At 69.4% G+C, this 23,316-nt stretch carries 22 protein-coding genes and 1 pseudogene; 14 read left to right on the top strand and 9 right to left on the bottom strand.

Annotated elements, in window-relative coordinates:
• Positions 1-108 precede the first annotated feature (108 nt).
• Both WT60_RS26675 and WT60_RS26680 read right to left on the bottom strand, forming a co-directional pair.
• On the bottom strand, positions 109-1,266 hold the full coding sequence (locus WT60_RS26675; protein WP_060356632.1) for a TauD/TfdA family dioxygenase: 1,158 nt from the start codon (positions 1,264-1,266) through the stop codon (positions 109-111).
• Positions 1,267-1,301: 35 nt separating this feature from the next.
• Positions 1,302-2,096: a methyltransferase domain-containing protein gene (locus tag WT60_RS26680; protein WP_059582846.1), complete on the bottom strand. Its 795-nt coding sequence runs from the start codon at positions 2,094-2,096 to the stop codon at positions 1,302-1,304.
• Between the two features lie 560 nt (positions 2,097-2,656).
• On the opposite strand from WT60_RS26680, the gene WT60_RS26685 reads away from it, so the two are divergent.
• The 6 genes from WT60_RS26685 to bcmE all read left to right on the top strand — a co-directional run bounded on the left by WT60_RS26685 (position 2,657) and on the right by bcmE (position 7,865).
• Positions 2,657-3,136 carry an NUDIX hydrolase gene (locus WT60_RS26685; protein WP_038744911.1) on the top strand — a complete coding sequence of 160 codons (480 nt, stop codon included), beginning with the start codon at positions 2,657-2,659 and terminating at the stop codon, positions 3,134-3,136.
• Positions 3,133-3,588, top strand: a complete 456-nt coding sequence (locus WT60_RS26690) for a nucleoside 2-deoxyribosyltransferase (protein ID WP_038744910.1) — start codon at positions 3,133-3,135, stop codon at positions 3,586-3,588. The genes WT60_RS26685 and WT60_RS26690 overlap by 4 nt, the downstream gene beginning before the upstream one ends.
• A 1-nt stretch (position 3,589) precedes the next feature.
• Positions 3,590-4,576 (top strand): thymidylate synthase, encoded by a 987-nt coding sequence (locus WT60_RS26695; protein ID WP_060356633.1) that lies wholly within the window; start codon positions 3,590-3,592, stop codon positions 4,574-4,576.
• A gap of 15 nt (positions 4,577-4,591) precedes the next feature.
• Positions 4,592-5,332, top strand: a complete 741-nt coding sequence (locus WT60_RS26700; protein ID WP_038744908.1) for a class I SAM-dependent methyltransferase — start codon at positions 4,592-4,594, stop codon at positions 5,330-5,332.
• A gap of 236 nt (positions 5,333-5,568) precedes the next feature.
• On the top strand, positions 5,569-6,369 hold the full coding sequence (gene thiD / locus WT60_RS26705; protein ID WP_038744907.1) for a bifunctional hydroxymethylpyrimidine kinase/phosphomethylpyrimidine kinase: 801 nt from the start codon (positions 5,569-5,571) through the stop codon (positions 6,367-6,369).
• Positions 6,370-6,434: 65 nt separating this feature from the next.
• Positions 6,435-7,865, top strand: coding sequence for a thiamine pyridinylase (gene bcmE / locus WT60_RS26710; RefSeq protein WP_060356634.1), 1,431 nt, complete (start codon positions 6,435-6,437; stop codon positions 7,863-7,865).
• A gap of 78 nt (positions 7,866-7,943) precedes the next feature.
• Here the strand turns inward: bcmE and WT60_RS26715 are convergent, their stop codons facing one another.
• Both WT60_RS26715 and WT60_RS34770 read right to left on the bottom strand, forming a co-directional pair.
• The gene (locus tag WT60_RS26715; RefSeq protein ID WP_060819989.1) at positions 7,944-8,753 is read right to left on the bottom strand and encodes a class I SAM-dependent methyltransferase; all 810 of its coding nucleotides are present in this window, start codon (positions 8,751-8,753) and stop codon (positions 7,944-7,946) included.
• A gap of 214 nt (positions 8,754-8,967) precedes the next feature.
• Positions 8,968-9,444 carry a hypothetical protein gene (locus WT60_RS34770; protein WP_186448660.1) on the bottom strand — a complete coding sequence of 159 codons (477 nt, stop codon included), beginning with the start codon at positions 9,442-9,444 and terminating at the stop codon, positions 8,968-8,970.
• 703 nt (positions 9,445-10,147) lie between these two features.
• On the opposite strand from WT60_RS34770, the gene WT60_RS26725 reads away from it, so the two are divergent.
• From WT60_RS26725 to WT60_RS26750, 6 genes are all read left to right on the top strand, one after another.
• Positions 10,148-10,567: an archease gene (locus WT60_RS26725; protein ID WP_038744901.1), complete on the top strand. Its 420-nt coding sequence runs from the start codon at positions 10,148-10,150 to the stop codon at positions 10,565-10,567.
• A 13-nt stretch (positions 10,568-10,580) separates the two neighbouring features.
• A complete protein-coding gene (locus tag WT60_RS26730) occupies positions 10,581-12,014 on the top strand; it encodes an RtcB family protein (RefSeq protein ID WP_059670332.1) in 1,434 nt (477 codons plus the stop codon).
• Positions 12,015-12,071: 57 nt separating this feature from the next.
• Positions 12,072-12,332, top strand: a complete 261-nt coding sequence (locus tag WT60_RS26735) for a hypothetical protein (RefSeq protein ID WP_038744900.1) — start codon at positions 12,072-12,074, stop codon at positions 12,330-12,332.
• 141 nt (positions 12,333-12,473) lie between these two features.
• A complete protein-coding gene (locus WT60_RS26740) occupies positions 12,474-13,178 on the top strand; it encodes a hypothetical protein (protein WP_038744899.1) in 705 nt (234 codons plus the stop codon).
• Positions 13,179-13,376: 198 nt separating this feature from the next.
• Positions 13,377-13,658, top strand: coding sequence for a GYD domain-containing protein (locus tag WT60_RS26745; RefSeq protein ID WP_231751981.1), 282 nt, complete (start codon positions 13,377-13,379; stop codon positions 13,656-13,658).
• Between the two features lie 48 nt (positions 13,659-13,706).
• Complete coding sequence (locus WT60_RS26750) at positions 13,707-14,927, top strand: CapA family protein (RefSeq protein ID WP_226383214.1); 1,221 nt, start codon at positions 13,707-13,709, stop codon at positions 14,925-14,927.
• A 66-nt stretch (positions 14,928-14,993) separates the two neighbouring features.
• Here the strand turns inward: WT60_RS26750 and WT60_RS26755 are convergent, their stop codons facing one another.
• From WT60_RS26755 to WT60_RS26770, 4 genes are all read right to left on the bottom strand, one after another.
• A complete protein-coding gene (locus WT60_RS26755; RefSeq protein ID WP_060356637.1) occupies positions 14,994-17,804 on the bottom strand; it encodes an Hsp70 family protein in 2,811 nt (936 codons plus the stop codon).
• Between the two features lie 3 nt (positions 17,805-17,807).
• Positions 17,808-19,655 (bottom strand): Hsp70 family protein, encoded by a 1,848-nt coding sequence (locus WT60_RS26760; RefSeq protein WP_038744896.1) that lies wholly within the window; start codon positions 19,653-19,655, stop codon positions 17,808-17,810.
• Entirely contained in the window at positions 19,652-20,227 is a 576-nt protein-coding gene (locus WT60_RS26765) for a DUF2760 domain-containing protein (protein WP_059641298.1), read from the bottom strand. The genes WT60_RS26760 and WT60_RS26765 overlap by 4 nt, the downstream gene beginning before the upstream one ends.
• 437 nt (positions 20,228-20,664) lie before the next feature.
• Positions 20,665-21,426 (bottom strand): fumarylacetoacetate hydrolase family protein, encoded by a 762-nt coding sequence (locus tag WT60_RS26770; RefSeq protein WP_060356638.1) that lies wholly within the window; start codon positions 21,424-21,426, stop codon positions 20,665-20,667.
• 576 nt (positions 21,427-22,002) lie between these two features.
• On the opposite strand from WT60_RS26770, the gene WT60_RS26775 reads away from it, so the two are divergent.
• The gene (locus WT60_RS26775; RefSeq protein WP_038744893.1) at positions 22,003-22,470 is read left to right on the top strand and encodes a ProQ/FinO family protein; all 468 of its coding nucleotides are present in this window, start codon (positions 22,003-22,005) and stop codon (positions 22,468-22,470) included.
• 61 nt (positions 22,471-22,531) lie between these two features.
• Entirely contained in the window at positions 22,532-22,861 is a 330-nt protein-coding gene (locus WT60_RS26780) for an H-NS histone family protein (protein WP_038744892.1), read from the top strand.
• A 211-nt stretch (positions 22,862-23,072) separates the two neighbouring features.
• Here WT60_RS26780 and WT60_RS35410 read toward each other — a convergent pair.
• Positions 23,073-23,231: pseudogene (locus WT60_RS35410) on the bottom strand (ISNCY family transposase); the annotation flags it as partial.
• Positions 23,232-23,316: the final 85 nt, after the last annotated feature.

Genomic DNA, 23,316 nt, shown 5'->3' on the forward strand with positions numbered 1-23,316 from the left:
TCTCATGCCGTCTCATGCGCGCGCAGGCGAGCGCGGGGTTCGGCGCTTCGGCGGCCGCGACGGCCATGCGAACAGCGCCGCGCGCGCATCGACGACGCGCCGCCGCGCTCAGCCCTCCGCGCGCCGCGCGGCCGCGGCGATAAACGCCTCGCGCGCCCGCAGCTCGCCTTCCTTGAAATATCCGCCGCGCAGCGTGCGCACGATCCCGGGTGCGCCGAAGTCGCCGCGTCCGTGAAAGATCCGCCGGTTGTCCCAGACGACCATGTCGCCCTGCGTCCATGTGTGCAGATACGATCGCCTCGTCGCGACGAGGCGCGCCTTGAGCGCGTGATACGCGCGGAAGAACGGCATCAGATCGTCGAAGCCGATGCCGTCGAAGAACATCTTCGTCGGATTGTTGATCAGGCGCTCGACGCAACCGTCCGGCCGCAGCCGGACGATCGGCGTCCGATGCTCGTAGCGCTTGCGCGCGTTCGGATATTCGGCGCGATAGACGACGTTCGTGTGCGCGAGCCGATCGAACATGTCCGGCGACGCGTCGCGCAATTCGGACAGCACCGCCCAGCCGTCGACGAACCGCGTGCAGCCGATTTGCTCGCGCGCGCAGCGCGGATCGACGTCGAGGCCGAACAGGAACTGGTAGTCGGGCGGCGGCGAGCAGTACGGAATGTCGGTGTGCAGCGGCAAGGCCTTCGTGCTGAACGACACGCTGTCGGTCGCGTCGTCCGACTTGATTTCGAGATCGAAGAATTCGCCGAAGTACGACGGATCGAGAAAGCCCGCGAGACGCTCGCGAACCTCGTCGAAAGGCCGCGTCGCGCCGCCGTCCGCTTTCAGCACGACAAGGCCCGACTCGAACAGACGATTCAGCGCGAGCCGCAGCGCGGCGTCGCTTTCCAGCACGTCGGCGAGGCTGAAATGGCTCGACGCCGGCGCGCCGCGCTCGGGCCACGGCGTCCAGGGCGGGCCGGCTTGCGCGTCGGCCGCGGAATTTCCGTCGCGGTAGTCGTCGCGCGCGAGCCGGTCGAGCGCGTACGTGCTCACGTGCGCGTCCTGCCAGACGATCCGCAGCCCGTGCGCGCCGAGCGACACGCGCTCCGGCCGGATGCCGGGCGCAATCGCGCCCGGATCGAAATGGCGCTGCCGGCAGTGGCCGTTGAAGCACTCTGCGCACTCGCAGGCCTGGCGCAGCCACACCCAATGATAGCGGCCCGTTCCGCCGGTTTCCCAGTCGATTTGCAGATGATCGGAATGCGATGTCAGCATGTCGGCTTCTCCTGAATGACCGTCGAACGGGCGGCCTATCGGCGCTGCGCGACGAAGAGCCCTTGCAGCAGGCTCCCTTCATCGACGAAGCGGATCTTGCGCCGCCAGCGCTCGACGATGTGCTCGGCGTCGGGTGCATCGATCGACGGATCGCGCGACGCGACGCGCGCCTCGTAGCGATGCAGATCGTCGGTCAACTGGCGCCGCGCGTCGTCGCTGACGTCGGTCGCGGTGAGGACGTCGAAGCCCGCGTCCTCGACGATCCGCGCGTACTCGTCGATCGTCCTCAGGTCGTAGCCCGACACCGACACATATGCGTCGAACGCGAGCGACGCGCGGCCGCGGCAGAAGTCGGTGATGTACAGGCGGCCTTGCGGCGCGAGGAGCGCGTGGCAGCGCGCGAACAGCGACGCCTTGTCGTGCACGTACATCAGCGCGTCGCGCGAATAGATGATGTCGAAACGCTCGCCGGCAAGCGCGTCGCCGTGAATGTCGCCGTTGACGAAGCGCACGCGCCCGCGCGGATCGAGCGCCGGCTGCCGGGCCGCCGCGAGCTCCGTCATCCGCGGCGCGGTGTCGAGCCCGACGATCGTCACGTCGTAGCGGCTCGCGAGATGGAACGCGGCGCCGCCCAGGCCGGAGCCCACGTCGAGCAGATGCATGCCGGGCTCGATCGGCATCTTGTCGGCAAGCATCGTCCTGAATCCTTCGATGCCGCCGGGGCTTTGAAACCCGTCGCCGTAGATAATTTCGGATCTCAGAATATTGCGCGCGTTTGAATAGCGCTGCGCCTCGTATTGACTGGACAGCCCGTCCGGATGCGTTTGCATAATCGATCACCTTTTTTGTGTTTCAGTTGCGTGACGATGAGAGTTCCATATCGGACGACGATACGGAGTGGTGCGGCGTTACGGATTACCGCAAATGCAGGCTGATTCGAAACCGGATGTGCCGACGGCGTGCGAAAGCGAGGCGATTACCGCGCCGCGCGGCAGTCGGGCGCGGCGCAAACGTATGGCGGGGCGCTTCGTCGATTGATGCGCGGAATCGGCAACGGTTAATAGGTATAGCAACGGCCGGTTTCATTTGTCAATCGACCAGCGCAATAAGTATGGAATGCGGCCGAATAATCAGGGGGCGGCGATTTGGTTAATAAAATCGCATTCGAGCGAATCGTCAGGGTTGTGTTAGGCTAGGCGCTTTGCGAAATTTCCGAAAACGGAAAGGCCGCTGAATCGCGAATCGAAAATATTCATTCGCAAAATCCGAGCAAATTCGAGCGGATTGTTTCATCCATTAATCACCGAGGCGGCCGATTACCGTCGTTTTGCGCATGCGGGCCGAACGAACGGCGCGCGAAGAGAGAGGGCGAAGATGCGGAGCATCGACGATGACTGATCCGAAAGGCACCGGCCGCGCGGCGGCGCTCGCGGCGCCGCGCGTCGCGGTGATCGCCGTCACGTTTCGCGGCGACGAAGTGATCCTCGTTCAGCGCGGCAAGGAGCCGCAAAAGGGCACGTGGGGCTTTCCGGGCGGCTCGGTCGAGCCGGGCGAGAGCCTGCGCGACGCGGCCGCGCGCGAGCTGTTCGAGGAAACCGGCGTGCGCGCCGAGATCGGCGAGCCGTTCGACGTCGTCGAGGTGATCGGCTTCGATCCGGCCGGCCGGCATCATCACTACGTGCTGATCGCGATGCTGTGCCGCCATGCCGAAGGCGCGCTGCGCCCGGGCGACGACGCGGCGGATTGCCGCTGGGTCCGCGTGCCGGACGGCGTGCCTCAATTCCCGGGCGTCCTCGCGGACCACGTCGCGCGCGTGGCGCTGCGAGCGCACGCCCTCCATCATTCCAACCGAAAGGAAGACAGCCGATGAAGCGTATGTTCTTGGGCGGACCGTTCAAATCCCTGGTCGACAAGCACACCGGCGTGATGCCGGAAGAGAGCATCAACCTGTTTCGCCACGTGATCGATCATTTCGAGGCGCGCGGCTGGGATGTGCACTGCGCGCACCGGCGCGAGCACTGGGGGCGCGAGTTCATGACGCCCGCCGTGTGCACGAGGACGGACTACGAGCAGATCAGCCTGTGCGACTACTTCGTCGCGTTTCCGGGCGCGCCGGCGTCGCCCGGCACGCACATCGAGCTCGGCTGGGCGTCGGCGCTCGGCAAGCCGATCGTGCTGCTGCTCGAAGCCGACAAGGAATACGCGTACCTCGTGCGCGGGCTCGACGAGATCACGCACATCGAGCGCGTCGAATACAGCGGCGGCCGGATCGATCCGGCCGCGATCGAAGCCGCGATCGACCGCATCGGCGCGAGGGTCTGACATGCGGCGCTATCCGGGTCTCAGCGAGCTCTATCTCGCCACGTTGAGGGACGTCTGCGGCGCGTACGAATACCGGAGCGCGCCGCGCGGGCACGCGGAGCGCGAAATCATCGGCTACGGCGCGCGCATCGACGATCCGCGCGCGCGCTTCTGCCGGCACGCCGCGCGCAGGCAGAACGTCGTTTTCAACTATGCCGAGGCGCTGTGGTATCTGTCCGGCCGCAACGATCTCGCATTCATCGAGCACTACGCGCCGTCGATGGCGCGCTACAGCCCCGACGGCAAGCATCTGCCCGGCACCGGCTACGGCGCGCGGCTGCTGCATTACGGCGAGCGTTCGCTCGACCAGATCGAGCGCGCGCTCGACATCCTGTCGCGCGACGACGCCGAGAGCAAGCGCGTCGTGCTGCAGATCTTCAGCGCCGACGAGGATCTGTACCGGCGCAACGTCGACGTGTCGTGCACGCTCGGCCTGCAATTGCTGCTGCGCGACGCACGGCTGCACGCGGTCGCCTTCATGCGCGCGAACGACGCGTACATCGGGCTCCTGAACGACGTGTTCTCGTTCACGTTCCTGCAGGAATACCTCGCGTCGCGGCTCGGGTGCGAGCTCGGCACGTACTCGCATCACGTCGGCTCGATCCACGTGTACGACGACAACCTGCCGCGCGTGCAGGCGCTGCTCGACGAATGCGACGCGACGATCGTCACGAACGAAGCGCCGCCGCGCATGCCGGCGGGCACCGGCCCGGCGACGATCCGGCGCGTGCTCGACTACGAAGGCCGGATTCGCGCCGGAATGCCGCTCGCCGCGCTGCAGGACGTCGATCTCGATCCGTACTGGCGCGACGTGCTCGGCCTGTTCTGGATCTATCGCGAAATCAAGGCCGGCAATCCGCCGCCCGACGACGCGCTCGCGCTCGTCGGCCCGTTCCATCGCGCCTATCTCCTGAACCGCTGGGACATGGCGTCCGCCTCGCTTCAATAACGCACGAGGACCCCGATGAAGACCGACTGGACCGAACACGAGGTTTCGCAGCGCTTTCACGCATACGACGACCGGATCGAGGAGCGCTTCGGCTACCGCCCGCTCATCGCCGAGCTCACGGGCACGCACGGCACGGCGATCCGCGTGCTCGACTACGGCTGCGGCGGCGGCAAGGTATCGCGGCGGCTCAAGGCGGCGGGCGTCGAGCACGTGACGGGCGTCGACATCGCGCCGACGATGATCGACAGCGCAAACGCGGCCGGCACCGGCGCGGGCCTGCAGTACGCGCACATCGACGGGCCGTCGCTGCCGTTCGCCGGCGCGAGCTTCGATGCGGCGATCAGCTGCTTCCTGTTCATCAACATCGCGGAGCGCGCGGAGCTCGCGCGCGTCGCGGCCGAGGTGCTGCGCGTGCTGAAGCCGGGCGGCACGTACTACGTCCTCGACACGAACCCGCGCACGACGGGCGTGCAGTATCCGACGTTCCGCAACGGCGAGCCGGGCATCGTCTATCGCGACGGCGACGCACGCCCCGTCTATCTGCGCGTGCCGGGCGAGGGCGTGTTCGACGTCGTCGACACGCACTGGGACATGCCGACGTACCGCGAAGCCCTCCAATCGGCGGGCTTCGCGCTTGCCGCGACGATGGAACTCGGCTTCCGGGCGGACGAGGCGGGCGGCGCGCCCGGCGCGCATGCGCACGCGGACGGCAGCAAGCCGTTCGTGCTGTTCAAGGCGACGAAGCCGCCGCGCTGAAGCGGCCGCCGCGCGGGGCCGTGCGCGGCGCGGCGTTCGATTCGCGGCCCGCACGGCCCGGCGCGCAGGCTTGCGGCCGAACGCCGTCGCCGCGCCCGCTCGCCGGCCGCGGCCGCGCGGAACGACACAAGCACGCGAGCATCGCCCGCGCGGCCGGACGAAAGGGCGGCGCGGCCCGCCGAAGCGCGCCGCGCCGCGCGACTATCGATGACAAAACGACACAATCACGAGGGAACATGATCGCGAACGTACTGACGATCGCCGGCACCGACCCGACGGGCGGAGCGGGCATTCAAGCCGATCTCAAGGCATTCTCGGCGATGCGCGCGTACGGGATGGCGGCGATCACCGCGGTCGTTGCGCAGAACACGGTCGGCGTGCGCAGCTTTCGCGCGCTCGATCCGGCGTTCGTCGCCGATCAAATCGACGCGGTGTTCGACGACGTCGCCGTGCACGCGGTCAAGATCGGCATGATCGCGACGGCGGCGATCGCGGAGGCGGTCGCGGCGGCGCTCGTCAGGCATCGCGCGGCGCCCGTCGTGCTCGATCCGGTGATGGTCGCGAAAAGCGGCGACCGGCTGCTCGATCCGGACGCGGTCGATGCGATCCGCGACAAGCTCGTGCCGATCTCGACGCTGATCACGCCGAATCTGCCGGAGGCGGGCGTGCTGCTCGACCGAGGCGAGCCGCGCACGCTCGCTGAAATGCACGCGGCGGCGGCCGAACTGCACGCGCTCGGCCCGCGCTGGGTGCTGCTCAAGGGCGGCCATTTGCCGGGCGAGCGCAGCGTGGATGTGCTGCGCGGCCCGGCGGCCGCGACGGTCGAGCTGTCCGCGCCGCGCGTCGCGACCAAGAATGACCACGGCACCGGCTGCACGCTGTCGGCCGCGATCGCCGCGCTGCTGCCGGCCCACTCGGTCGAAGACAGCGTGTGCCGCGCGAAGGCGTACCTGAGCGACGCGCTCGCCGCGTCGGGCAGGCTCGACGTCGGCCACGGGCACGGCCCCGTCCATCATTTTCACGCGCTATGGAATTGACGCTCGCGCCGCTTGCCCGCGGCAGCGCGCGTCGGTTCGCACGATTCATTCGACAAGGATTCATCATGCGTCGCCTTTTGTATTGTTTCATGATCGTTCTGGGCTTTCTGTTCGCGGCGCCTTCGCACGCAGGCAACGCGGCCGCCGTCGCGCAGTTGACGGTCGCGCTGTATCCGTGGGTGCCGCGAGTCGATCAGTTCAAGTCCGCGATCGAGACCGAATGGAAGAAGGTGCAGCCGGCCGTCGCGCTGCAGTTCGTGTCCGCCGACGACTGGGACGGCGGCTACAGGAAAAATCCGCCGGCGAACGTTGACGTCTACGTGTACGACGCGATCTTCTTCGATTACTTCCGCAGCCAGAACTGGCTCGAGCCGCTCGCGGCGAACGAGATCCGGAACATCGACGATTTTCTGCCGTACGCGATCGACGGCGTGAAGGCGGGCGACCGCTACTACAGCATCCCGCAGCTCGGCTGCGCGAACGTGCTGTTCTACCGGAAGGACGACGCGGCGCTCGCGGCCGCGACGACGCTCACGCAAGTTCGCAGCGCGCTCAAGCAATGCACGTTCACGAGCGAGATTCCGCCGGACAAGCGCGGGCTGATGATCGACATGTCCGGGCGCACGACGAACGCCGCGCTCTATCTCGACGCCGCGCACAGCCGCACGGGCGCGTATCCGCTGCCGCTGCCGTGGAGCGCGAACGACCTGGACGGCGATGCGCTCGCAAGCCTGCGCTCGCTGATGGCGATGTCGAGCTGGCCGAACGCGACCGCCGAGCTCCCCGGCCAGTACGACCGTTCGGTGTGGTTCAGCGACGGCGACGGACGCGCGGTGATCGGCTATTCGGAATCGATGTCGGCGATGAGCGAGGCCGCGCGGCAGAATCTCGACTTCAAGTTCCTGCCGTTGTCGGACGAGCCGCAGCCGCCGCTCTTCTATGCGGACGTGATCGGCGTGAACACGACGACGCATGCGCGCGGCACGCGCGCGCTCGCGGTGCAGCTCGCGAACGTGATCGCCGCGTCGTCGACGATGGTGCAAAGCGTCGGCCCGGACGGCAGCGGGGTGCCGCAATATCTGTTCTCCGCGCGCCGCAGCGTATTGCAGACGCTTGCGCAGCGCTATCCGCTCTATCGGAAGATGGTCACGCTGCTCGACGCGCGCCAGCCGGTGATGTTCAAGATCGATGCGCAGTCGCGCAACTGGCTCGCGTCGATGAGCGCGCCGATCGCGCAGAGCGCGCGCGCCGACTATCCGTGCGGCTGCGACATCGACACCGCGTTGCCGATCGCCGACTATCGCGGCGCGCAGGCCGTGTGCCCGACCGTCTGCGCGGCGCAGGGCGGCTGGAACGGCCAGTGGACCAATCAATCGCCGGCGGCGCCCACCGGCACGTCCGCATGCGGATGCAACGCATGCCCGACTTCGACGTCCGCAAAAATGCCGCGTTCATTGGCAACCCGCATCGACCGCGCGGATCGGGCGAAGCGGTGAAGAGCGCGTCCGGCCGTGCCGACTGGGCCGGCCGGACGCCCGATGCGCGCGACGCCGGCTACTTGCCGACGCGCGCGCCTACAGTTGCGCCCACGCGCACATCTGCCCGAAGAACTCGACCTGCGCGCGCGATTCGTGGACTTCGCATTGCAAGTCTCCGCTCAGCCGGTCGAATTCGAGCCGCTTGCCGTTCGCGAGCACCGTGGAGTCGGGATCGTTCGACAGCGCCCGCAGCATTTCCGCGAGCCACGAGCTGAGCTTCATCGCGGTCCCGCCGTCGACCGGCACCTCGTACGACATTCTCGGCAGCGGCAGCCCCGCGGCCGCGAACAGCTTGACCATCCGGTGCGCGACGTCGGACGACGGGAACGTCCGCTTGCCGCGCTCGAGAATCTCGTTCGCCACCGAGTCCCACAGATTGATGGCCGGCATCGACATCGGCTTGCGCACGAAGTCCGGCTCGTGCAGCGCGAGATATCCGCCGGGCTTCACGAAGCGCGCCGCGTGACGAATGAGCTCGGCCGCGTGCAACTGGTGGATCAGCACGTAGCGGGCGACGACGACGTCGAAGCTGTGCGCGCCCTCGACCTGATCCAGGCCGCACGCGCGAAAGCGGATGTTGTGCAGCCCCGCTTGCTCGGCATTGGCGGTCGCCGCGTCGATCGCGACGTCGCTCGCGTCGATCGCGACGACGGTGCCGGTCGGGCCGACCGTCTCGGCCGCCAGCATGCTGACGCCGCCCGTCCCGCAGCCGACGTCGAGCACGCGCATCGAAGGCCGAAGCCGCGCGGACTCGAGCAGACGCCGCGTGACGGGCTTCAGCATTTCCGACTGGAAATCCAGCCGGCGGAGTTCTATCGGCGAGTGGCCCAATGCGTATTTGGACATGGTGGGTCTGATCTCCTCTTATTGATTCGTGGGCGGTGGCGGAAGCGCCGGGCGTTGCGCGGCGTGTTTCGTTGATGCGGCGCGTGCTTGCTTGCGGCGAACGGCCGGCGCAGACGCGCGCGCGGACAGCGCGGCGCGTCCTTTGCCGATCCGAAGCCGCCGTGCCAAGCCGATTCCCGGCGACGGCGGGGCGGCGCAACGCGATGCCGCGCCGTCACGCGGCTGCGCCGCGACCGGGCAGGCAATCGGCGCGCGCGCAGGCGGCGTCGATCGCGGTGCGTGCATCCGTGTCGCACCGCGCACGCCGCGAACCGTGACGAAACGTCGTTGATGCCGGCCGTTCGTTCAGACGCTCGCGCGCAAGCGCCGATGTCCCGTTCGACCGATCAATCGGGCCGCTTCGCGAAACGGCTCGCGAGATCGTTTTCTGTCCGGCAACGCCTGATGTCGTCGATACCGCCGGTACGGCTAGCGAATCGATGCGACCGTTCTTTTCCGACACCGTGCGAATTCGCCGCGGCGCGCGTGTTGAAACCTCGCGCTTCGTGGCGAATCCTGCCTTGATAGCACGCGCATACGCGCGCGCAAAGCACGAAGCTTCGGAGGCCGGTCGATAGCCGAGCGATCTCGCCCCGACACGCGAACGCGCGCGTTGCGCGACTGCCCACGAAAGTTGACGATTCGTCGGCATGCGCACGCATTGTTTCGGCGTCGCCGCGAGCGACCTCGCTTTCTATTCGCGGATCGTGGCGGCATGCGCGTCCGCATCATCGATGCGACGGACTTGATGCGACAGACGCGTTGCGCGAGCCAAGCCGTACGAGCGAAGCGAACATTGGCGCAGCCCGGCCGCGTCGGGGCGAGCGTCTTCGAGTGTATTTCGTCACGCGGGCGTCTAGCGTCGAAGCGCGATCGCCGCGAGCGTCGCGGACAGCGCGCTCATTCGCGCAATCGCCGCGGATGAAGGCTGCCGACACGAACCTTGCGCCTGCGCGCGCAAAGCCGCCGCAATCGCGCTTCCGGCCCCGCTTGGCCGGCATTGAACCGGCGAATCCGACGATCGCCGGCGCCTCGCATTCGTTGGACAAGAGAAGAGGTGCGCGCCGCTACGCGGCGATTTCACGCCGGCCGCGCCGGCCGCCCCGGCGATGCGCGTCTGCGTCGATTCGCCTCGGCCCGCGCATCGGCACGGGCCGAATGCAGGCGCCCGGCGATGCGGTCGCTATCCACTTGCCGATGATCGCCGCGGCGCTCGCGTCCGCGCTCGCCGGTTTCGATTCCGAGCGCGCGGCCCCGGCGCGGCGATTGACGCAGGTCAAGGCCCGTGCGGGCGTCGCGCCTAGGCTTGTTTCGCATGCAGTCAGTGCGGCGGGGCACTCGAGGAGCGACGCGAAATGACCGCATTCTGGGAACATTTCCAGCATGGCGCGGATATCGGCGTGCGCGGCGTCGGCGACACGCTCGCGCAGGCTTACGAGCAGGCCGCGCTCGCGCTGACGGCGATCGTCGCGAATCCGGCGTCGATCCGGCCGCTGCGCGACATCGAGATCGCCTGCGCGGAGACGGACCGCGAATTGCTGCTCGTCGACTGGCTCAACGCGATCGTCTACGAAATGGCGGTGCGCAAGATGGTGTTCGGCCGCTTCGACGTGACGCTAGCCGAAGACGGCCTGCGGGCGCGCGCCGCGGGCGAGCCCGTCGACGTCGCGCGGCACCGGCCGGCGGTCGAGCCGAAGGGCGCGACCTACACCGCGCTGCGCGTGGACCGGCTCGACGACGGCGCATGGATTGCCGAATGCGTCGTCGACGTGTGAACGGAGCATGGCGATGGACTTGACCCGGCTCGAGCAGCACGGCGAATTCGAATGGCACATTCCGCCTGTGGGCGCGATGCGCGTGCCGGGCATCATCTATGCGGACCGCAAGCTCGCCGCCGGCATGGACGACAAAGTGTACGAACAGGTCTGCAACGTCGCGACGCTGCCGGGCATCGTCGGCGCGTCGTACGCGATGCCGGACGCGCACTGGGGATATGGCTTTCCGATCGGCGGCGTCGCGGCGTTCGACGCGCACGCGGGCGGCGTGATCTCGGCGGGCGGGGTCGGCTTCGACATCTCGTGCGGCGTGCGCACGCTGCACACGGGGCTCGAGCGCGAAAACATCGAAGCGGTGAAGAAAAAGCTCGCCGACGCGCTGTTCGCGCACGTCCCGGCGGGCGTCGGCAGCACCGGGAGGCTTCGGCTGTCGGCCGCGAAAACCGACGACATGCTGACGGGCGGCGCCGCGTGGGCCGTCGAGCAGGGGTACGGCGCGCCGCTCGATCTGGAGCGCATCGAAGAGGGCGGGATGGTGCGGCACGCGAAGCCGTCCGCGGTGTCGGCGCTCGCGAAAAAGCGCCAGCGCGACGAGATGGGCACGCTCGGCTCCGGCAACCACTACCTCGAAGTGCAGGAGATCGCGGACATCTACGATCCGGCGTGCGCGCAATGCTACGGGCTGCGGCCCGGGCAGGTCGTCGTGACGATCCACTGCGGATCGCGCGGGCTCGGCCATCAGATCGGCACCGAATTCCTCAAGGAGATGGTGGTCGCCGCGAAGCGCCACGGGATCACGCTGCCCGATCGCGAGCTCGCGTGCGCGCCGATCCTGTCGGAGCTCGGCGAGCGCTATCTGGGCGCGATGCGCGCGGCGATCAACTGCGCGCTCGCGAACCGGCAAATCCTCACGCATCTGGCCCGCGAAGTCTTCGCGAAGGTGCTGCCCGCCGCGCAACTGACCCTGCTTTACGACGTGTCGCACAACACGTGCAAGATCGAGGATCACGTGATCGACGGCCGCCGCCTGCAACTTTACGTGCACCGCAAGGGCGCGACGCGCGCGTTCGGGCCCGGCCATCCGGCGCTGCCCGACGCGCTGCGCGACGCGGGCCAGCCGGTGCTGATCGGGGGTAGCATGGGAACGGCGTCGTACGTTCTCGCGGGCGCGGACGCGGCGGGCGGCGAGCGCGCGTTCGGTTCCGCGTGCCACGGCGCGGGACGCGCGATGAGCCGCTTCGCGGCCGCGCGGCGCTGGCATGGCCGGGCGCTCGTCGACGAACTCGCGGCCCGCGGCATCCTGATCCGCAGCCCGTCGGAGCGCGGCGTCGCCGAGGAGGCGCCGGGCGCTTACAAGGACGTCGGCGCGGTCGTCGACGCGGCCGCCGAGGCCGGGCTCGCGCGCAAGGTCGCGCGGCTCGTGCCGATCGTCTGCATCAAGGGTTGACGCATGGCGTCGGCGCGAAGCGAAGCAATCGATCTGAACCGGAACGGGAGAAAAGCCATGTCAACGAAGCTCAATTCCGCATCGCCCCCCGCCACCGCGACCGAGATCCGCGATATCGTCGGGCCGATCGAGGACGACGTCATCGCGAAGATCCTCGACATCGAGCCGACGAGCGCCGAGGTGCTCGACGCGTACACGTGGTTCAGATCCGACGAGCGGCTGCAGTTCCGGCTCGATCGCGAACCGCACGGCCGGACCGCGCGCGTGCTCGAGATACTGGAGCGCGAGGAGGCGGACGGCGACGACATGCGCCGGTGAATCCGTCGCGTTCGCGCGCAGGCGGCGACGCCGGAAGGCGCGGCGACGCAGGCGCCCGTACCGCGCGAGGGCGCTCGCGCGACCGATGCCGTCATCCGAAGCCGTCATGTCATTCATCGTCGGAAACGCAGGCGAATCGTCATGGTCAAGGCGAACCGTAACTTCCGGACCACGTCCGCCGGGCAACCGGCCATTGCGGCCATTCCTGCCGTCGCCCGCCCGCGCGCGCCCGACAAGCCGCCGCGTCAGCGGGCGCTGCGGGCGTTCCTGTCCGCGCGCGTCGGGCTCGCCTGGGCGCCGGTGCGCACGGAGCTCGCGCAACGCTTTCCCGAGCTGTCCGACGTCCCGGCGAGCCTCGTGGCGACGCACACGTCGACGAAGCACGGGCGCGTTCGCGTCCATGCCGCGCATGGCGTCGTCGCGCTCGAGGAGGCGGGCTGCGCGTTCTACGTTCACCCCGAACTCGGCACGCTGATGCGCAACGCCGCGCTCGCGTCGCGCTTGCAGCACGAGAAGGAGCGCGAAGCGCGCCGCGCGGAGGAGCTGCACGCGCGAATGCGCCCGGTGTCGGCGCACACCCAGGCGCACAAGATCGGGCCGACGTGGTATCTGGTCGAGCTCGACTATCTGCCGTTTCCGCGCCGCGAGGCCGCCGACCCGGCCGCGCGCCACGCGCCCGAGCACGCGACCGTGTTCGATGCGGTGCTCGGGCGCGTCGTCGACGCGTCGGACCGCTTCGACCTCGAACACATCTACGGCCGCCGGGGCGTGTACGGCGCACGCAGGCGCGAACTGTCGTATCGCGAGTTGCGCGACCTCGGCCTGCTCGCGCCGGCCAGGACGTGATCGGCGAATGCCGCGTCGGCGCGGCATTCGACGTTCGGCGTTCGGTGTTCGGTGTTCGGTGTTTGGCGTTCGACGTTCGGCATGCAGCAGGCGGACGCGCCCGGACCTTGATCGTGATCAACGGACGCCCGCTCCGATGCGCAATGCTTCAAGCATGTCGATGCGCGCGAGGAGACGATGATGCCGGACTTCGTATTGTTGACGCGTTTGTCCCCGGAAGGGCTCAAATCGCCGTCGAGCATGGAGGCGCTCGAGAAGCGCGCGGTCAAGGAGATCGAGCAGGCGTGCCCGGGCATCGAATGGCGGCACAGCTACGCGATCCTCGGGCCGTACGATTACCTCGACGTGTTTTCCGCGCCGGACATCGCGACCGCGTTCAAGGTGTCGGCGATCCTGCGCACGCTCGGACGCTCGCACGCGGAGGTATGGGCCGCGACCGAATGGCGCGCGTTCAAGGAAATCATCGATTCGATCGGCTGATGCGGGCCGATCCACGCACGAGCGATGCGCGACGAGCGGCGTCGCTCGATGCTCGGCGGCCGGCGTCGCCGGGCGATCCGCAACGGGCTGTTTCCTCGGAGGAGCGCGCGCCGGGCCGGCGCGCGCGTTGATGCGATGAATGAAGCCGACGACACGCCGCCTGACGGCCACGTGCGCCTGTTTCTCTGCGGCGACGTGATGACGGGCCGCGGAATTGACCAGATGCTGCCGCATCCGAGCGATCCCCAACTGTACGAGCGCTATTGCCGGTCGGCGCGCGATTACGTGCGCCTCGCCGAACTCGCGAACGGCAAGCTGCCGGCGCGCGTCGATTATGCGTATCCGTGGGGCGACGCGCTACCGGAGCTCAATCGCATGCGGCCGCACGCGCGGATCGTGAATCTGGAAACGGCGATCACGACGAGCGACGAGCATTGGCCGGACAAACCCGTGCTGTACCGGATGCATCCGCGCAACGTCGACTGCGTGTCGAGCGCGCGCATCGATTGCTGCGTGCTCGCGAACAACCACTCGCTCGACTGGGGGCGCGCCGGCCTCGCCGACACGCTCGACACGCTGCATCGGGCCGGCATCCGGACCGCCGGCGCGGGCGGCGACGACGCGCAGGCGGCCGAGCCCGCCACGCTCGCGCTCGCGAACGGGCGGCGCGTTTGCGTCTACGCGTTCGCGGCCGAGACGAGCGGCGTGCCGCCGTCGTGGGCGGCGACGCTGCGGCGCAGCGGCCTCAACTATCTGGCGAATCTGTCGCCCGAGCGGGCGACGCAGATCGGCGAGCGAATCGCCGCGCGGCGGCGCGACGGGGATCTCGTCGTCGTCTCGCTGCATTGGGGCGGCAACTGGGGCTTCGAGATCGGCGGCGACGAGCACGCGTTCGCGCATCGGCTCGTCGACACGGGCGCGGCCGACGTCGTCTACGGCCATTCGTCGCACCACGTCAAAGGCGTCGAGATCTATCGCGGGCGGCTGATCCTTTACGGCTGCGGCGATTTTCTGAACGACTACGAAGGCATCCACGGCCATCAGCAGTTCCGCCCGGACCTCACGCTGATGTATTTTCCGGTGCTCGATGCGGACAGCGGGGCGCTCGTCGAGATGTCGGCTGTGCCGATGCAGATCCGGAACCTGCGGCTGCAACGCGCGCCCGCCGAAGGGCGGACCTGGCTGCACGCGGTGCTCGAGCGCGAAAGCCGACGGTTCGGCACGCACGTGTCGGCGTGCGACGCCGACGTGATGCATCTGCATTGGTGACGCGGTTCGAGCGGTCCGCCGCGCGGCTCCGGTCGAAAAGCGCATGCCGCCGGCCGCCCCGATCGGTCAGCCGGCGACGAGCTTCAGCCCGGCCGGCAGCGATTCGCCGAACGCGCGGCCGGTGTCCGCGTTGTCGAGCGTCACGACCTCGCGCACCATCCGCAGCCACGCATCCGGCGCGTTGATCGCCGCGAGCCGGCGCACGACCGGCTCGCGCACGTCGAGCGCAAGGTCGTTGGTCCGGTCGCCCGTCATGCGCGCGATCTGCACGGCCGCGAACGCGGCCGGCTCGACCTTCTTCCAGTCGATGGCGAGGATCGCGTCCAGCCAGCGGCTCGCCACGTCAGGCGGCACCACGCCGTGCGCGCTGCCGTACAGCGGCCGCCGCGCGCCGATGCGCCCGATCGCCCACCAGCACTGGTGATTCTCGGCCGGCCGCCGCAGCCGTTCGAGCAGCCGCTCGCCGAGCTCGATCTTGCGCTCGACGGCGACGCGCTCGAGCGACGCGGACAGACGCACGATGTCCATGTCGCCGATCTTCGCGGGATCGAACGGCAGCTTCGGCCGCTTCGCGCCCGCCGCCTCCTGCAGCCAGGCCATCGCGTCGAGCGCCTGGCGCTGCGCATCGTCGTCGAGCCCGCCCGCCGCGCGCCGCCAGAGCGTCCACCATTCCGACCAGACCTGCCCCTCGTTCACGTACTGGATGCCGTCGTCGAACAGCGTCCAGAGCTGCGCGACGCGCCAGTCGTCGAGCGGATAGCCGAAGCCCGGCCGCACGCAATAGCCGGCGAGGTTCAGCCAGACGCGCTCGTGGTCCGCCGAGCGCCGCCGCCGGCCCGCGCGCTCCCACAGCGCGCCGAACAGCTCGCGCAGGAGGGCGATGTCCCAGTTCTCGCGCGCGCCTAGCAGTTGCTCGAGCTGCGCGCGCAGACGCCGGACTTCCTTCGGATCGACGTTCGCGAGCCGCGCGCCGAACGAGCGGTCGATCAACTCGATCGCCTTGTCGAGCGACGGATGGCGCGACGCGTCGGCCGCGTCGCCTTGCGCGCGCTCGCGCCGCAACTGGAATTCGAGAAGCCAGCGTTGCGACGGGTCGTCCGTCGCGATGCAGTGCATGTCGAGCGTGCCGACCTCGGTGAGCGACGTCGTCAGCTTGACGAGCCGCTCGCGCGACCCGCCCGCGTCCTGCTGCCGGACGACCGTCGCGACGGGCGGCAGCCGCACGAAGTCGCCCGCGCCGAGATCCGCGAGCTCGCCGGGGCGCCACGCATGGTCGGAAACGGTCGAGACCAAATGGAAGCGCACCGGATGGCCGAGCCGCAACGCGAACGTGCGATCGTCGAGGCGCACCTCGTGCCCCTCCGCCGTGCCGCGCGGCAGCACGCAGACGCCCCGCGACGCGCGCGCGCCGTCGTCGCCGTCGTCGTCGACGACGAGAAAGTAGCTGCGCGGCGAGCCGCCGCCGATCCTCGGCGCCCGCCCGGCGCGCGCGAGCCCGTACGCGACCGCGCCGCGCGCCACCGCGACGTCCGGATGATCGTTGTGCAGCACGTGCAGCGGCTGGCCGCGCCAGTCGCCGAGCACGCCCGCGAGGCGATCGGCGAGCGCCTGCGAGCGGAACACGCCGCCGTTGAGCAGCAGCGTGTCGGGTATCGGCAAACCCGCATCCGCCGCATCCGTTGCGCCGGCCTTCGCCGGCGCGCCGAGCGCGTCGCGCGACTGCGCGGCGAGCCGGTGCAGGAACGCCGCGACGTGCCGCGTGACGGCCGGATCGGCGGCATAGGGCAGGCCGAATTCGACGAGCGCCGCGCGCGAGCGCCGCGGCAAATCGTCGGGGCGGCCAGCGGGGAAGAATCCGTCGACGACGATCCGCTCGACCTCGTCGCGGCTCAACTCGGTCTTGCGCGCACCGCCGACGAGCCGCGCGCCCGAGCCGAGCAGCGTCACGCCGACCGCGTCGGGCGCATCCGCGTCGAGCAGGCGCTCCTTCGCCGCGCGGCACCGCTCGACGAGCTGCGACAGGCTCGCCGCCGACAGGCGCGCGCCGTCCTGCGCGATGCGCGTCTCCGCAACGCGCGCGAGCGCGAGATCCATGTTGTCGCCGCCGAGCATCAAGTGATCGCCGACGCCGATGCGCGTCAGTTGCGGCTCGCCGCCCTCGACGTGCACCTTGACGAGCGTGAGATCCGTCGTCCCGCCGCCGACGTCGCACACCAGCACGAGCCGCGTTTGCGCAAGCTCGTCGCGCAGCGTGTCGCGATGATGAAACAGCCAGTCGTAGAACGCGGCCTGCGGCTCCTCGAGCAGGCGCAGCGCGGGCAGCTTCGCGATCCGCGCCGCTTCGAGCGTGAGCGCGCGCGCGCCGTCGTCGAACGATGCGGGCACGGTGAGCACGACGTCCTGCGCCTCCAGCGGCGCGTCCGGAAAGCGGCGGTTCCACGCGGCGCGCACGTGCGCGAGATAGCTCGCGCTCGCCGCCACCGGCGACACCTTGTCGTCGGCGTCGGCCGCGCCCCACGGCAGGATCGGCGCGAGACGATCGACCGACGCGTGCGACAGCCAGCTCTTCGCGCTCGTCACGAGCCGGCCCGGCACCTGCGCGCCGAGCGCGCGCGCGAGCGTGCCGATCACGGCGGGCGGCGCGCCGTCGGCGTCGGCCGCTTCGGCGTCGCGCCACGGCAGCCGCAGATCGCCGGGCGCGAATTCGCCCGGCACCGGGTGATAGCGCGCCGACGGCAGCAGCGGCCGCGCGCCGAACTCGCCCGGCGCGACCAATTGGTCGACGTCGAGCACGCGAATCGCGTCGCCGCCTGCCTCGACGTACGCGACGACGGTGTTGCTCGTCCCGAGATCGATGCCGACGATGAACTGTTTCATCGGTTACGCATTCGCGCCGCCGCGCACGTCGAATTCGACTTTCCAGCGCTCGTTCGCGCCGCTTTGCACGGCCTCGAGCTCGAGCGTGCCGGCCTCCGTCACGCGCGCATGCAGCTTCACGGGCACGATTTCGCCGGGCGTGCGCCCCTCGGGCGGCAGCGTGGCCTCGATCGCCTCGAGCTCCTGGAGTTCGTCGGGCGACCAGAAATCGAGCAGCGTGCCGACCTGATCCTGGCGGCGCACCGACGAACCGAAAAAGCGGAAATGCACCGGTTCGCCGACCACGAGGCCGAATTCCTGCGGCGGCAACGCGGCGTCGGAGCCTTCCTCCATGCCGAACGGCGCGACGCACAGCGCCTGGATCGGCGGCTCGAGGCCGGGCACGGCGGGCATCGCCGATTCGACCGCGATGTAATACGCGCGCGCCGTGCCGCCGCGGATGCGTACGCCTTTGCCGCGCTTCACGTAGCCGTAATACGCGGCGCCGCGCGCCACCGCGAGGTCGAGATCGGCGCCGCCGAGCAGCCGGGCGGGCGCCGCGCCGTCGGTGGCGAGCCAGCCGTTGAGCGTGCCGAGAATACGCTCGACGAGCAGCGGCGACTTGAACACGCCGCCGTTGAACAGCACGGCGGTCGGATGCAGGAAGCTCGCCGACGCGTCGTGCACGTCCCGCAAGCCGTCGAGTTCCGCGAGCGCCGCCACCTGCCGGCCGAGAAACGCCGCGAGGTGCCGCGTGACGCCGGCATCCTGCGCGTACGGCAGGCCGAGCTGCGTCAAGCCCGCGCGCGTGCGGCTCACGGGCCGCGCAGACGCGTCGACTTGCGGGAAGAAGCCTTCGAGGATCGTCTGCGTGAGCTCCGCGCGCGTGAGCTCGGTGCGGATCGAGCCGCCGATCAGCTTCGAGCCGCGGCTCGGCACGACGAGCGGCGCGGCGTCCGTCGACGGATCGCCGAGCAGCGTCTCCTTCGCGGCGCGGCACGCGTAGGTGAGGGCGCGCAACTGCCACGGGTCCGCCTGCGTGCCTTGCGCGGCAAGCTTGCGCGCGACCACGTGCGCGAGCGCGAGATCCATGTTGTCGCCGCCGAGCAGGATGTGTTCGCCGACCGCGACGCGATGCAGCTCGAGATTGCCGTCGCGCTCGACGACCGCGATCAGCGACAGGTCGGTCGTGCCGCCGCCGACGTCGACCACGAGGATGATGTCGCCGACCTTCACCTCCTTGCGCCATCCGCCGCCGCTTTTCTCGATCCAGCTGTAGAGCGCCGCCTGCGGCTCCTCGAGCAGCGTCATGCGCGCATAGCCGGCCGCCTGCGCGGCCTCGGCCGTCAGCTCGCGCGCGGCCGGATCGAACGATGCGGGAATCGTGACGGTGACGTCCTGCTGATCGAACGGCGCATCCGGATGCGCGTGGTTCCACGCGTCGCGCAGATGGGTCAGATAGCGCACCGAGCTTTCGAGCGGCGACACGCGCGCGACTTCCGGCGGCGCGTCGCTCGGCAGGATGCCCGCGCGGCGATCGACGCCCGGATGGCACAGCCAGCTCTTCGCGCTCGATACGAGGCGAATCGGCGTGCCCGCGCCGCGGCTGCGCGCGAGCTCGCCGACCGCGAAATCGCGCTCGGGCGCCCACGGCAGCGCGAGGTCGCCCGGCGCGAGCTCGCTCGGATGCGGCAGGTACAGAAAGGACGGCAGCAGATTCGGCGACTCGATCGCGCCCGGCGCGGTCAACTGCGCGATGGGCAGCACGTCGAGACGGGTTTTCTCGCCGTCGCTCGACGCGAGATCCACGTACGACAGCGCGCAGTGCGTGGTGCCGAGATCGATGCCGATCGAATAACGCGGCTCGCTCATAGCTCCACCTCGGCAGGAGCGATGACCGACGCGTCGTGGCCCGGGTTCAGCTTCGGCAGCCGGACGGCGTCGACGCGCCAGCCGCGATGGCTGATGCTGCCGCTGAACGGCGGCTTGCCGACGACGTTGCCCGTCAGGCGGATCGCGGTCGCGTCGAAGCCTTCGCCGATCGTCACGCGCGCGCCTTCGGCCTCGTCGCGCACCGGGCGAATCGCGAAGTGCTCGCGCAGCGTGGCGCGGCAGCCGTCGTGCACGAGGCGCGCGGCGGCGCCGATGTCCGCGTCGGAATAGCCGGCGATGTCCTCTTCGACGAAGTCGATGAGGCGCGCATCGCGCTGGAGCAGCCCGAGCAGCTGGAGCGCCGCGTCCGGGGTCGCTTCCTTGACGATCTCGCGCGCGGGCGCCGCCGCGGGTTGGGGCGGCGCGACGGGCGCCGCAGCCGGCGCCGCGGGGGCTTCGCCGTCGCGCAGGCGGCGTGCGCGGCTCGCGAGCTCGCGGTCGCCGAGCACGGAGAAGAACAGGCCGAAGGCGAGCGAAAGCCGGCCGGCGAATGAAATGTTCGGTTCGGTCATGAGGAGAAAGCTCCATTGGGCCCGCCTGAACGGCGAGCTATCCTGCCGGACGCAGGGCGGGACGAGCCGCGAGCGGGCGTCGCGCATCCTGTTCCGGCATCTCGTATCTGAGCCCGACGGGCGCAAAACCCGTATTTTGCCTTGATCTGATGTCGAGCCGGCCAAGGCACGCATGCAAACGGTCGCTTTTTGCGAATTTTTCGCGCCGATCACGCACGGGAACGCATGCGGCGCAAGGCGCGGGCGGGTGTCGGCGCGGCTTCGGCGCGGCTTCGGCGTAAGTCAGCGCGATCCCATGCAATTCGGGGCGATTCGGGGCGATCCGGGGCGAGCGATCGCGCAGCCGAGCCGTTTCCGGCGCGGCCGCCTTCGTCGAAAGCGCGCAGCATGCCCGGCGGATGTCCTCCGAGGGCGCGCGCGTCGGGCTTGCGCTGCGCTTATGCCAGCTTCACCGAGACGCTGCCGAGCTCGCCGAACCGCACAGTCAACGCCTTGCCGAGCGGCACCTCGATCACCCCCGCATACGATCCGGTGGTCACGATCTGTCCCGCGTGGAGCGTTTCGCCGCGCGCCGCCAGAAAATTCACGAGCCACAGCAAAGGCTTGAACGGATGCCCGTCCGGATGGCGGCCATCGGCCGCCCGGTCGACGCCGCCCTGAAACTCGAGCGCGATGGCGTCGAGCGGCGCGTGGAGGCCGTCGCGCACGACCGGGCCGACGCACAAGCCCTGATTGAATTGCCCATCCGCGAGCAGCTCCGGCACGGTCGCGCGCGACGGCTCCGCGTACCGGCAGCCGAGCACCTCGAGCGCGAGCCGGACCTCGCGGATCGCGGCGCGCACCTCGTGCTCGTCGTAAGGCCGGTCGCGCGGCGGCAGATCGCGATCGAGCACGAACGCGATTTCCGGTTCGATCCGGACCGTCCGCGCATCGGCGACGGCCCGCAACGGCTCGGCCGACGCATGGATCGTCGACGCGAAGATCGGCGCGACGACGACCCGGCCCGGCGGCGGCAGCGCGCATTTCCATCCACCGATCGGCTCGCCGAGCAATTCGGCGACGCGTTGCTGGATCGCGAGCGCCGTCTCGATGTCGTCGGGACGGCACGCATCCGACAGAAGCGCGCCGGCAACGCCGGCGCGGCGGGCCGCGACCAGATGCCGCGCGGCGCCGTCCACGCGTTCGGGAGTGTTTGTCATGTCGTTCTCGCGAAGAAAAGGGCGGCAAAGGGAGCACGCCGGGATCGGCGCAACGGAAGCGATGATAACGGTTTCATCGCGATCGCATCGCCCGGCGGCCGCGCGGCATCGAGGCATTGCATGATCGATGCGCTCGCGGATCGATCCGCCAGCCGGCATCGCGGACAACCCGACACCGGCTGGCGCGCCGGATGTGTGCCGCGCCGGCTCGTCGCCATGCCATCCTGATGCGCGCGGGCCTGCTGCCAATAGGCACCGCTCGGCGCCGTTCGGCGCCGTTCGACGCGGCTCCACGCCGCACGCACGACGGCCGCTAGCGCTACGGGGCGCCCGCCGTCACGGCTTGTTCCGCTACGCTCTCGGCGTGCAATCCCCGGCCTCGGCGGCCACGCGAGACGCGCGCTGCATGCGGCCCCAACGTCGGCGGCGAGATCGCCTCTCCATCGGCCTGACGCCCCGGCGCTTTTCGCCGGAAACCGCCGCCGTCGCCGGCATGAACGCCCGGCGACGGAATTGCAAAAACACCCGGCCGTCGGCTGCTACAATCTCGGCTTATTTTTCAGTGGGCTGGAAGTTATGGGCTTTGAGCAACTTGCATCGTTGCGCGATCAACTTGCGAGAGACGCCGCGCGGGAGCGGTCGGAGAAGAAAGCGCAGAAGCGGGACACCAAACCGGCGGCTTCGCCGAGCGCGACGGACCCGGTGGTGCTGACGATCGCGAAACTCCAGAAGCGCTTTCCGCTGGCGTTTCCGCGCAATCCTGCGCCGAAGGTGCCGTTGAAGGTCGGCATTCTCGAAGACCTGATCGGCCAGGCGCAGGCGCTCCGGTCGAGCGAGGCCGAGTTGCGCGACGCGATGAAGACTTGGTGTCGCGGGAACCGCTACTGGACGTGCCTCGTCGAAGGTGCCGTGCGCGTCGATCTGGCGGGCGGCGAAGCAGGGCAGGTATCGGCCGCCGATGCGAAGCGCGCGCGCATGCTGAAGGGGCGTCGCCCGGCGAAGCCCCGGCCGCAACAGGCCAAGCCCGAGCAGGCTCCACAATAGCGACCGACATCCGCGTGCCCGCCGAACGGTGGGCAGCGCATCGATTGAAGACACACATCACGTGACGACCAGCAAAATTCAGACGCTGCAAAAGCAGCTCGGCCACCTCAATTTGCTCCTCGAGGAAGCGAAGAAGAAAGAGAAGGCCGACGTGCTCGCCGCCATTCGGGAACAGGTGAAGCAATACGACATCACGGAGGTGGAGCTGCTGCGGGCGGCGGGCTTCGTGAAAGACAAGCCGAAGAAATTGCCGGCGAAATACTATGATCCGTCGTCGGGCAAATCCTGGACGGGCCGCGGCGCCTGCCCGAAATGGCTGACCGGCAAGAACCTCGACGACTATCTGATTCGGCCGGAGCCGGAGCCCTGGTGGCCTGGGGAGAACGCATAGACGGCGGGGGCCGCACGCGGCAGGCAGCGCCGAGCGCCGCGGTCCGGCATCGTTCCAAAGCCGTTGCTTGCATTCGCCGTGAAACCCGTGGCCTGCGGCCGCGCGACGATTGCTCGTCTTCGCACGCCCGATGCTCCCGCGCAAGACATTCGCGCGGCAGTGCGATGCCGTCCGTCGACGGCGTCGTGACCTCGAAAGAAACTGCGCACCCGCGCTGTCGACCGACCAGCCGGCGAATCTGCCGCGTCGTCAGCCCGAGCCGCTCAGCCGCGCGCCACGGCTTGAGCTTGCCGTCCGCCACGTCCTGAATGGCCTTCTTGGATCGATCCAATTCTCGCATCGTCATGATGATCCGTTCCGTCGCTGCCATCGAAGCCTCCAGCGCTGGATTCCCAGCGGCCGATCAGCTTACGACGGGGCGAAAAGCGGACATCTGAACTTGGCCGGAAGCGGAC

Origin of the sequence: Burkholderia sp. MSMB617WGS, assembly GCF_001532025.2 — a bacterium.
In the GTDB taxonomy this organism is placed as follows: domain Bacteria; phylum Pseudomonadota; class Gammaproteobacteria; order Burkholderiales; family Burkholderiaceae; genus Burkholderia; species Burkholderia savannae.

Bases quoted from the DNA above. Each gene is read 5' to 3' on its own strand.
- WT60_RS26675 (WP_060356632.1), bottom strand. From the start codon at position 1,266: ATGCTGACATCGCATTCCGATCATCTGCAAATCGACTGGGAAACCGGC.
- WT60_RS26680 (WP_059582846.1), bottom strand. From the start codon at position 2,096: ATGCAAACGCATCCGGACGGGCTGTCCAGTCAATACGAGGCGCAGCGC.
- WT60_RS26685 (WP_038744911.1), top strand. From the start codon at position 2,657: ATGACTGATCCGAAAGGCACCGGCCGCGCGGCGGCGCTCGCGGCGCCG.
- WT60_RS26690 (WP_038744910.1), top strand. From the start codon at position 3,133: ATGAAGCGTATGTTCTTGGGCGGACCGTTCAAATCCCTGGTCGACAAG.
- WT60_RS26695 (WP_060356633.1), top strand. From the start codon at position 3,590: ATGCGGCGCTATCCGGGTCTCAGCGAGCTCTATCTCGCCACGTTGAGG.
- WT60_RS26700 (WP_038744908.1), top strand. From the start codon at position 4,592: ATGAAGACCGACTGGACCGAACACGAGGTTTCGCAGCGCTTTCACGCA.
- thiD (WP_038744907.1), top strand. From the start codon at position 5,569: ATGATCGCGAACGTACTGACGATCGCCGGCACCGACCCGACGGGCGGA.
- bcmE (WP_060356634.1), top strand. From the start codon at position 6,435: ATGCGTCGCCTTTTGTATTGTTTCATGATCGTTCTGGGCTTTCTGTTC.
- WT60_RS26715 (WP_060819989.1), bottom strand. From the start codon at position 8,753: ATGTCCAAATACGCATTGGGCCACTCGCCGATAGAACTCCGCCGGCTG.
- WT60_RS34770 (WP_186448660.1), bottom strand. From the start codon at position 9,444: ATGCCGACGAATCGTCAACTTTCGTGGGCAGTCGCGCAACGCGCGCGT.
- WT60_RS26725 (WP_038744901.1), top strand. From the start codon at position 10,148: ATGACCGCATTCTGGGAACATTTCCAGCATGGCGCGGATATCGGCGTG.
- WT60_RS26730 (WP_059670332.1), top strand. From the start codon at position 10,581: ATGGACTTGACCCGGCTCGAGCAGCACGGCGAATTCGAATGGCACATT.
- WT60_RS26735 (WP_038744900.1), top strand. From the start codon at position 12,072: ATGTCAACGAAGCTCAATTCCGCATCGCCCCCCGCCACCGCGACCGAG.
- WT60_RS26740 (WP_038744899.1), top strand. From the start codon at position 12,474: ATGGTCAAGGCGAACCGTAACTTCCGGACCACGTCCGCCGGGCAACCG.
- WT60_RS26750 (WP_226383214.1), top strand. From the start codon at position 13,707: ATGCTCGGCGGCCGGCGTCGCCGGGCGATCCGCAACGGGCTGTTTCCT.
- WT60_RS26755 (WP_060356637.1), bottom strand. From the start codon at position 17,804: ATGAAACAGTTCATCGTCGGCATCGATCTCGGGACGAGCAACACCGTC.
- WT60_RS26760 (WP_038744896.1), bottom strand. From the start codon at position 19,655: ATGAGCGAGCCGCGTTATTCGATCGGCATCGATCTCGGCACCACGCAC.
- WT60_RS26765 (WP_059641298.1), bottom strand. From the start codon at position 20,227: ATGACCGAACCGAACATTTCATTCGCCGGCCGGCTTTCGCTCGCCTTC.
- WT60_RS26770 (WP_060356638.1), bottom strand. From the start codon at position 21,426: ATGACAAACACTCCCGAACGCGTGGACGGCGCCGCGCGGCATCTGGTC.
- WT60_RS26775 (WP_038744893.1), top strand. From the start codon at position 22,003: ATGGGCTTTGAGCAACTTGCATCGTTGCGCGATCAACTTGCGAGAGAC.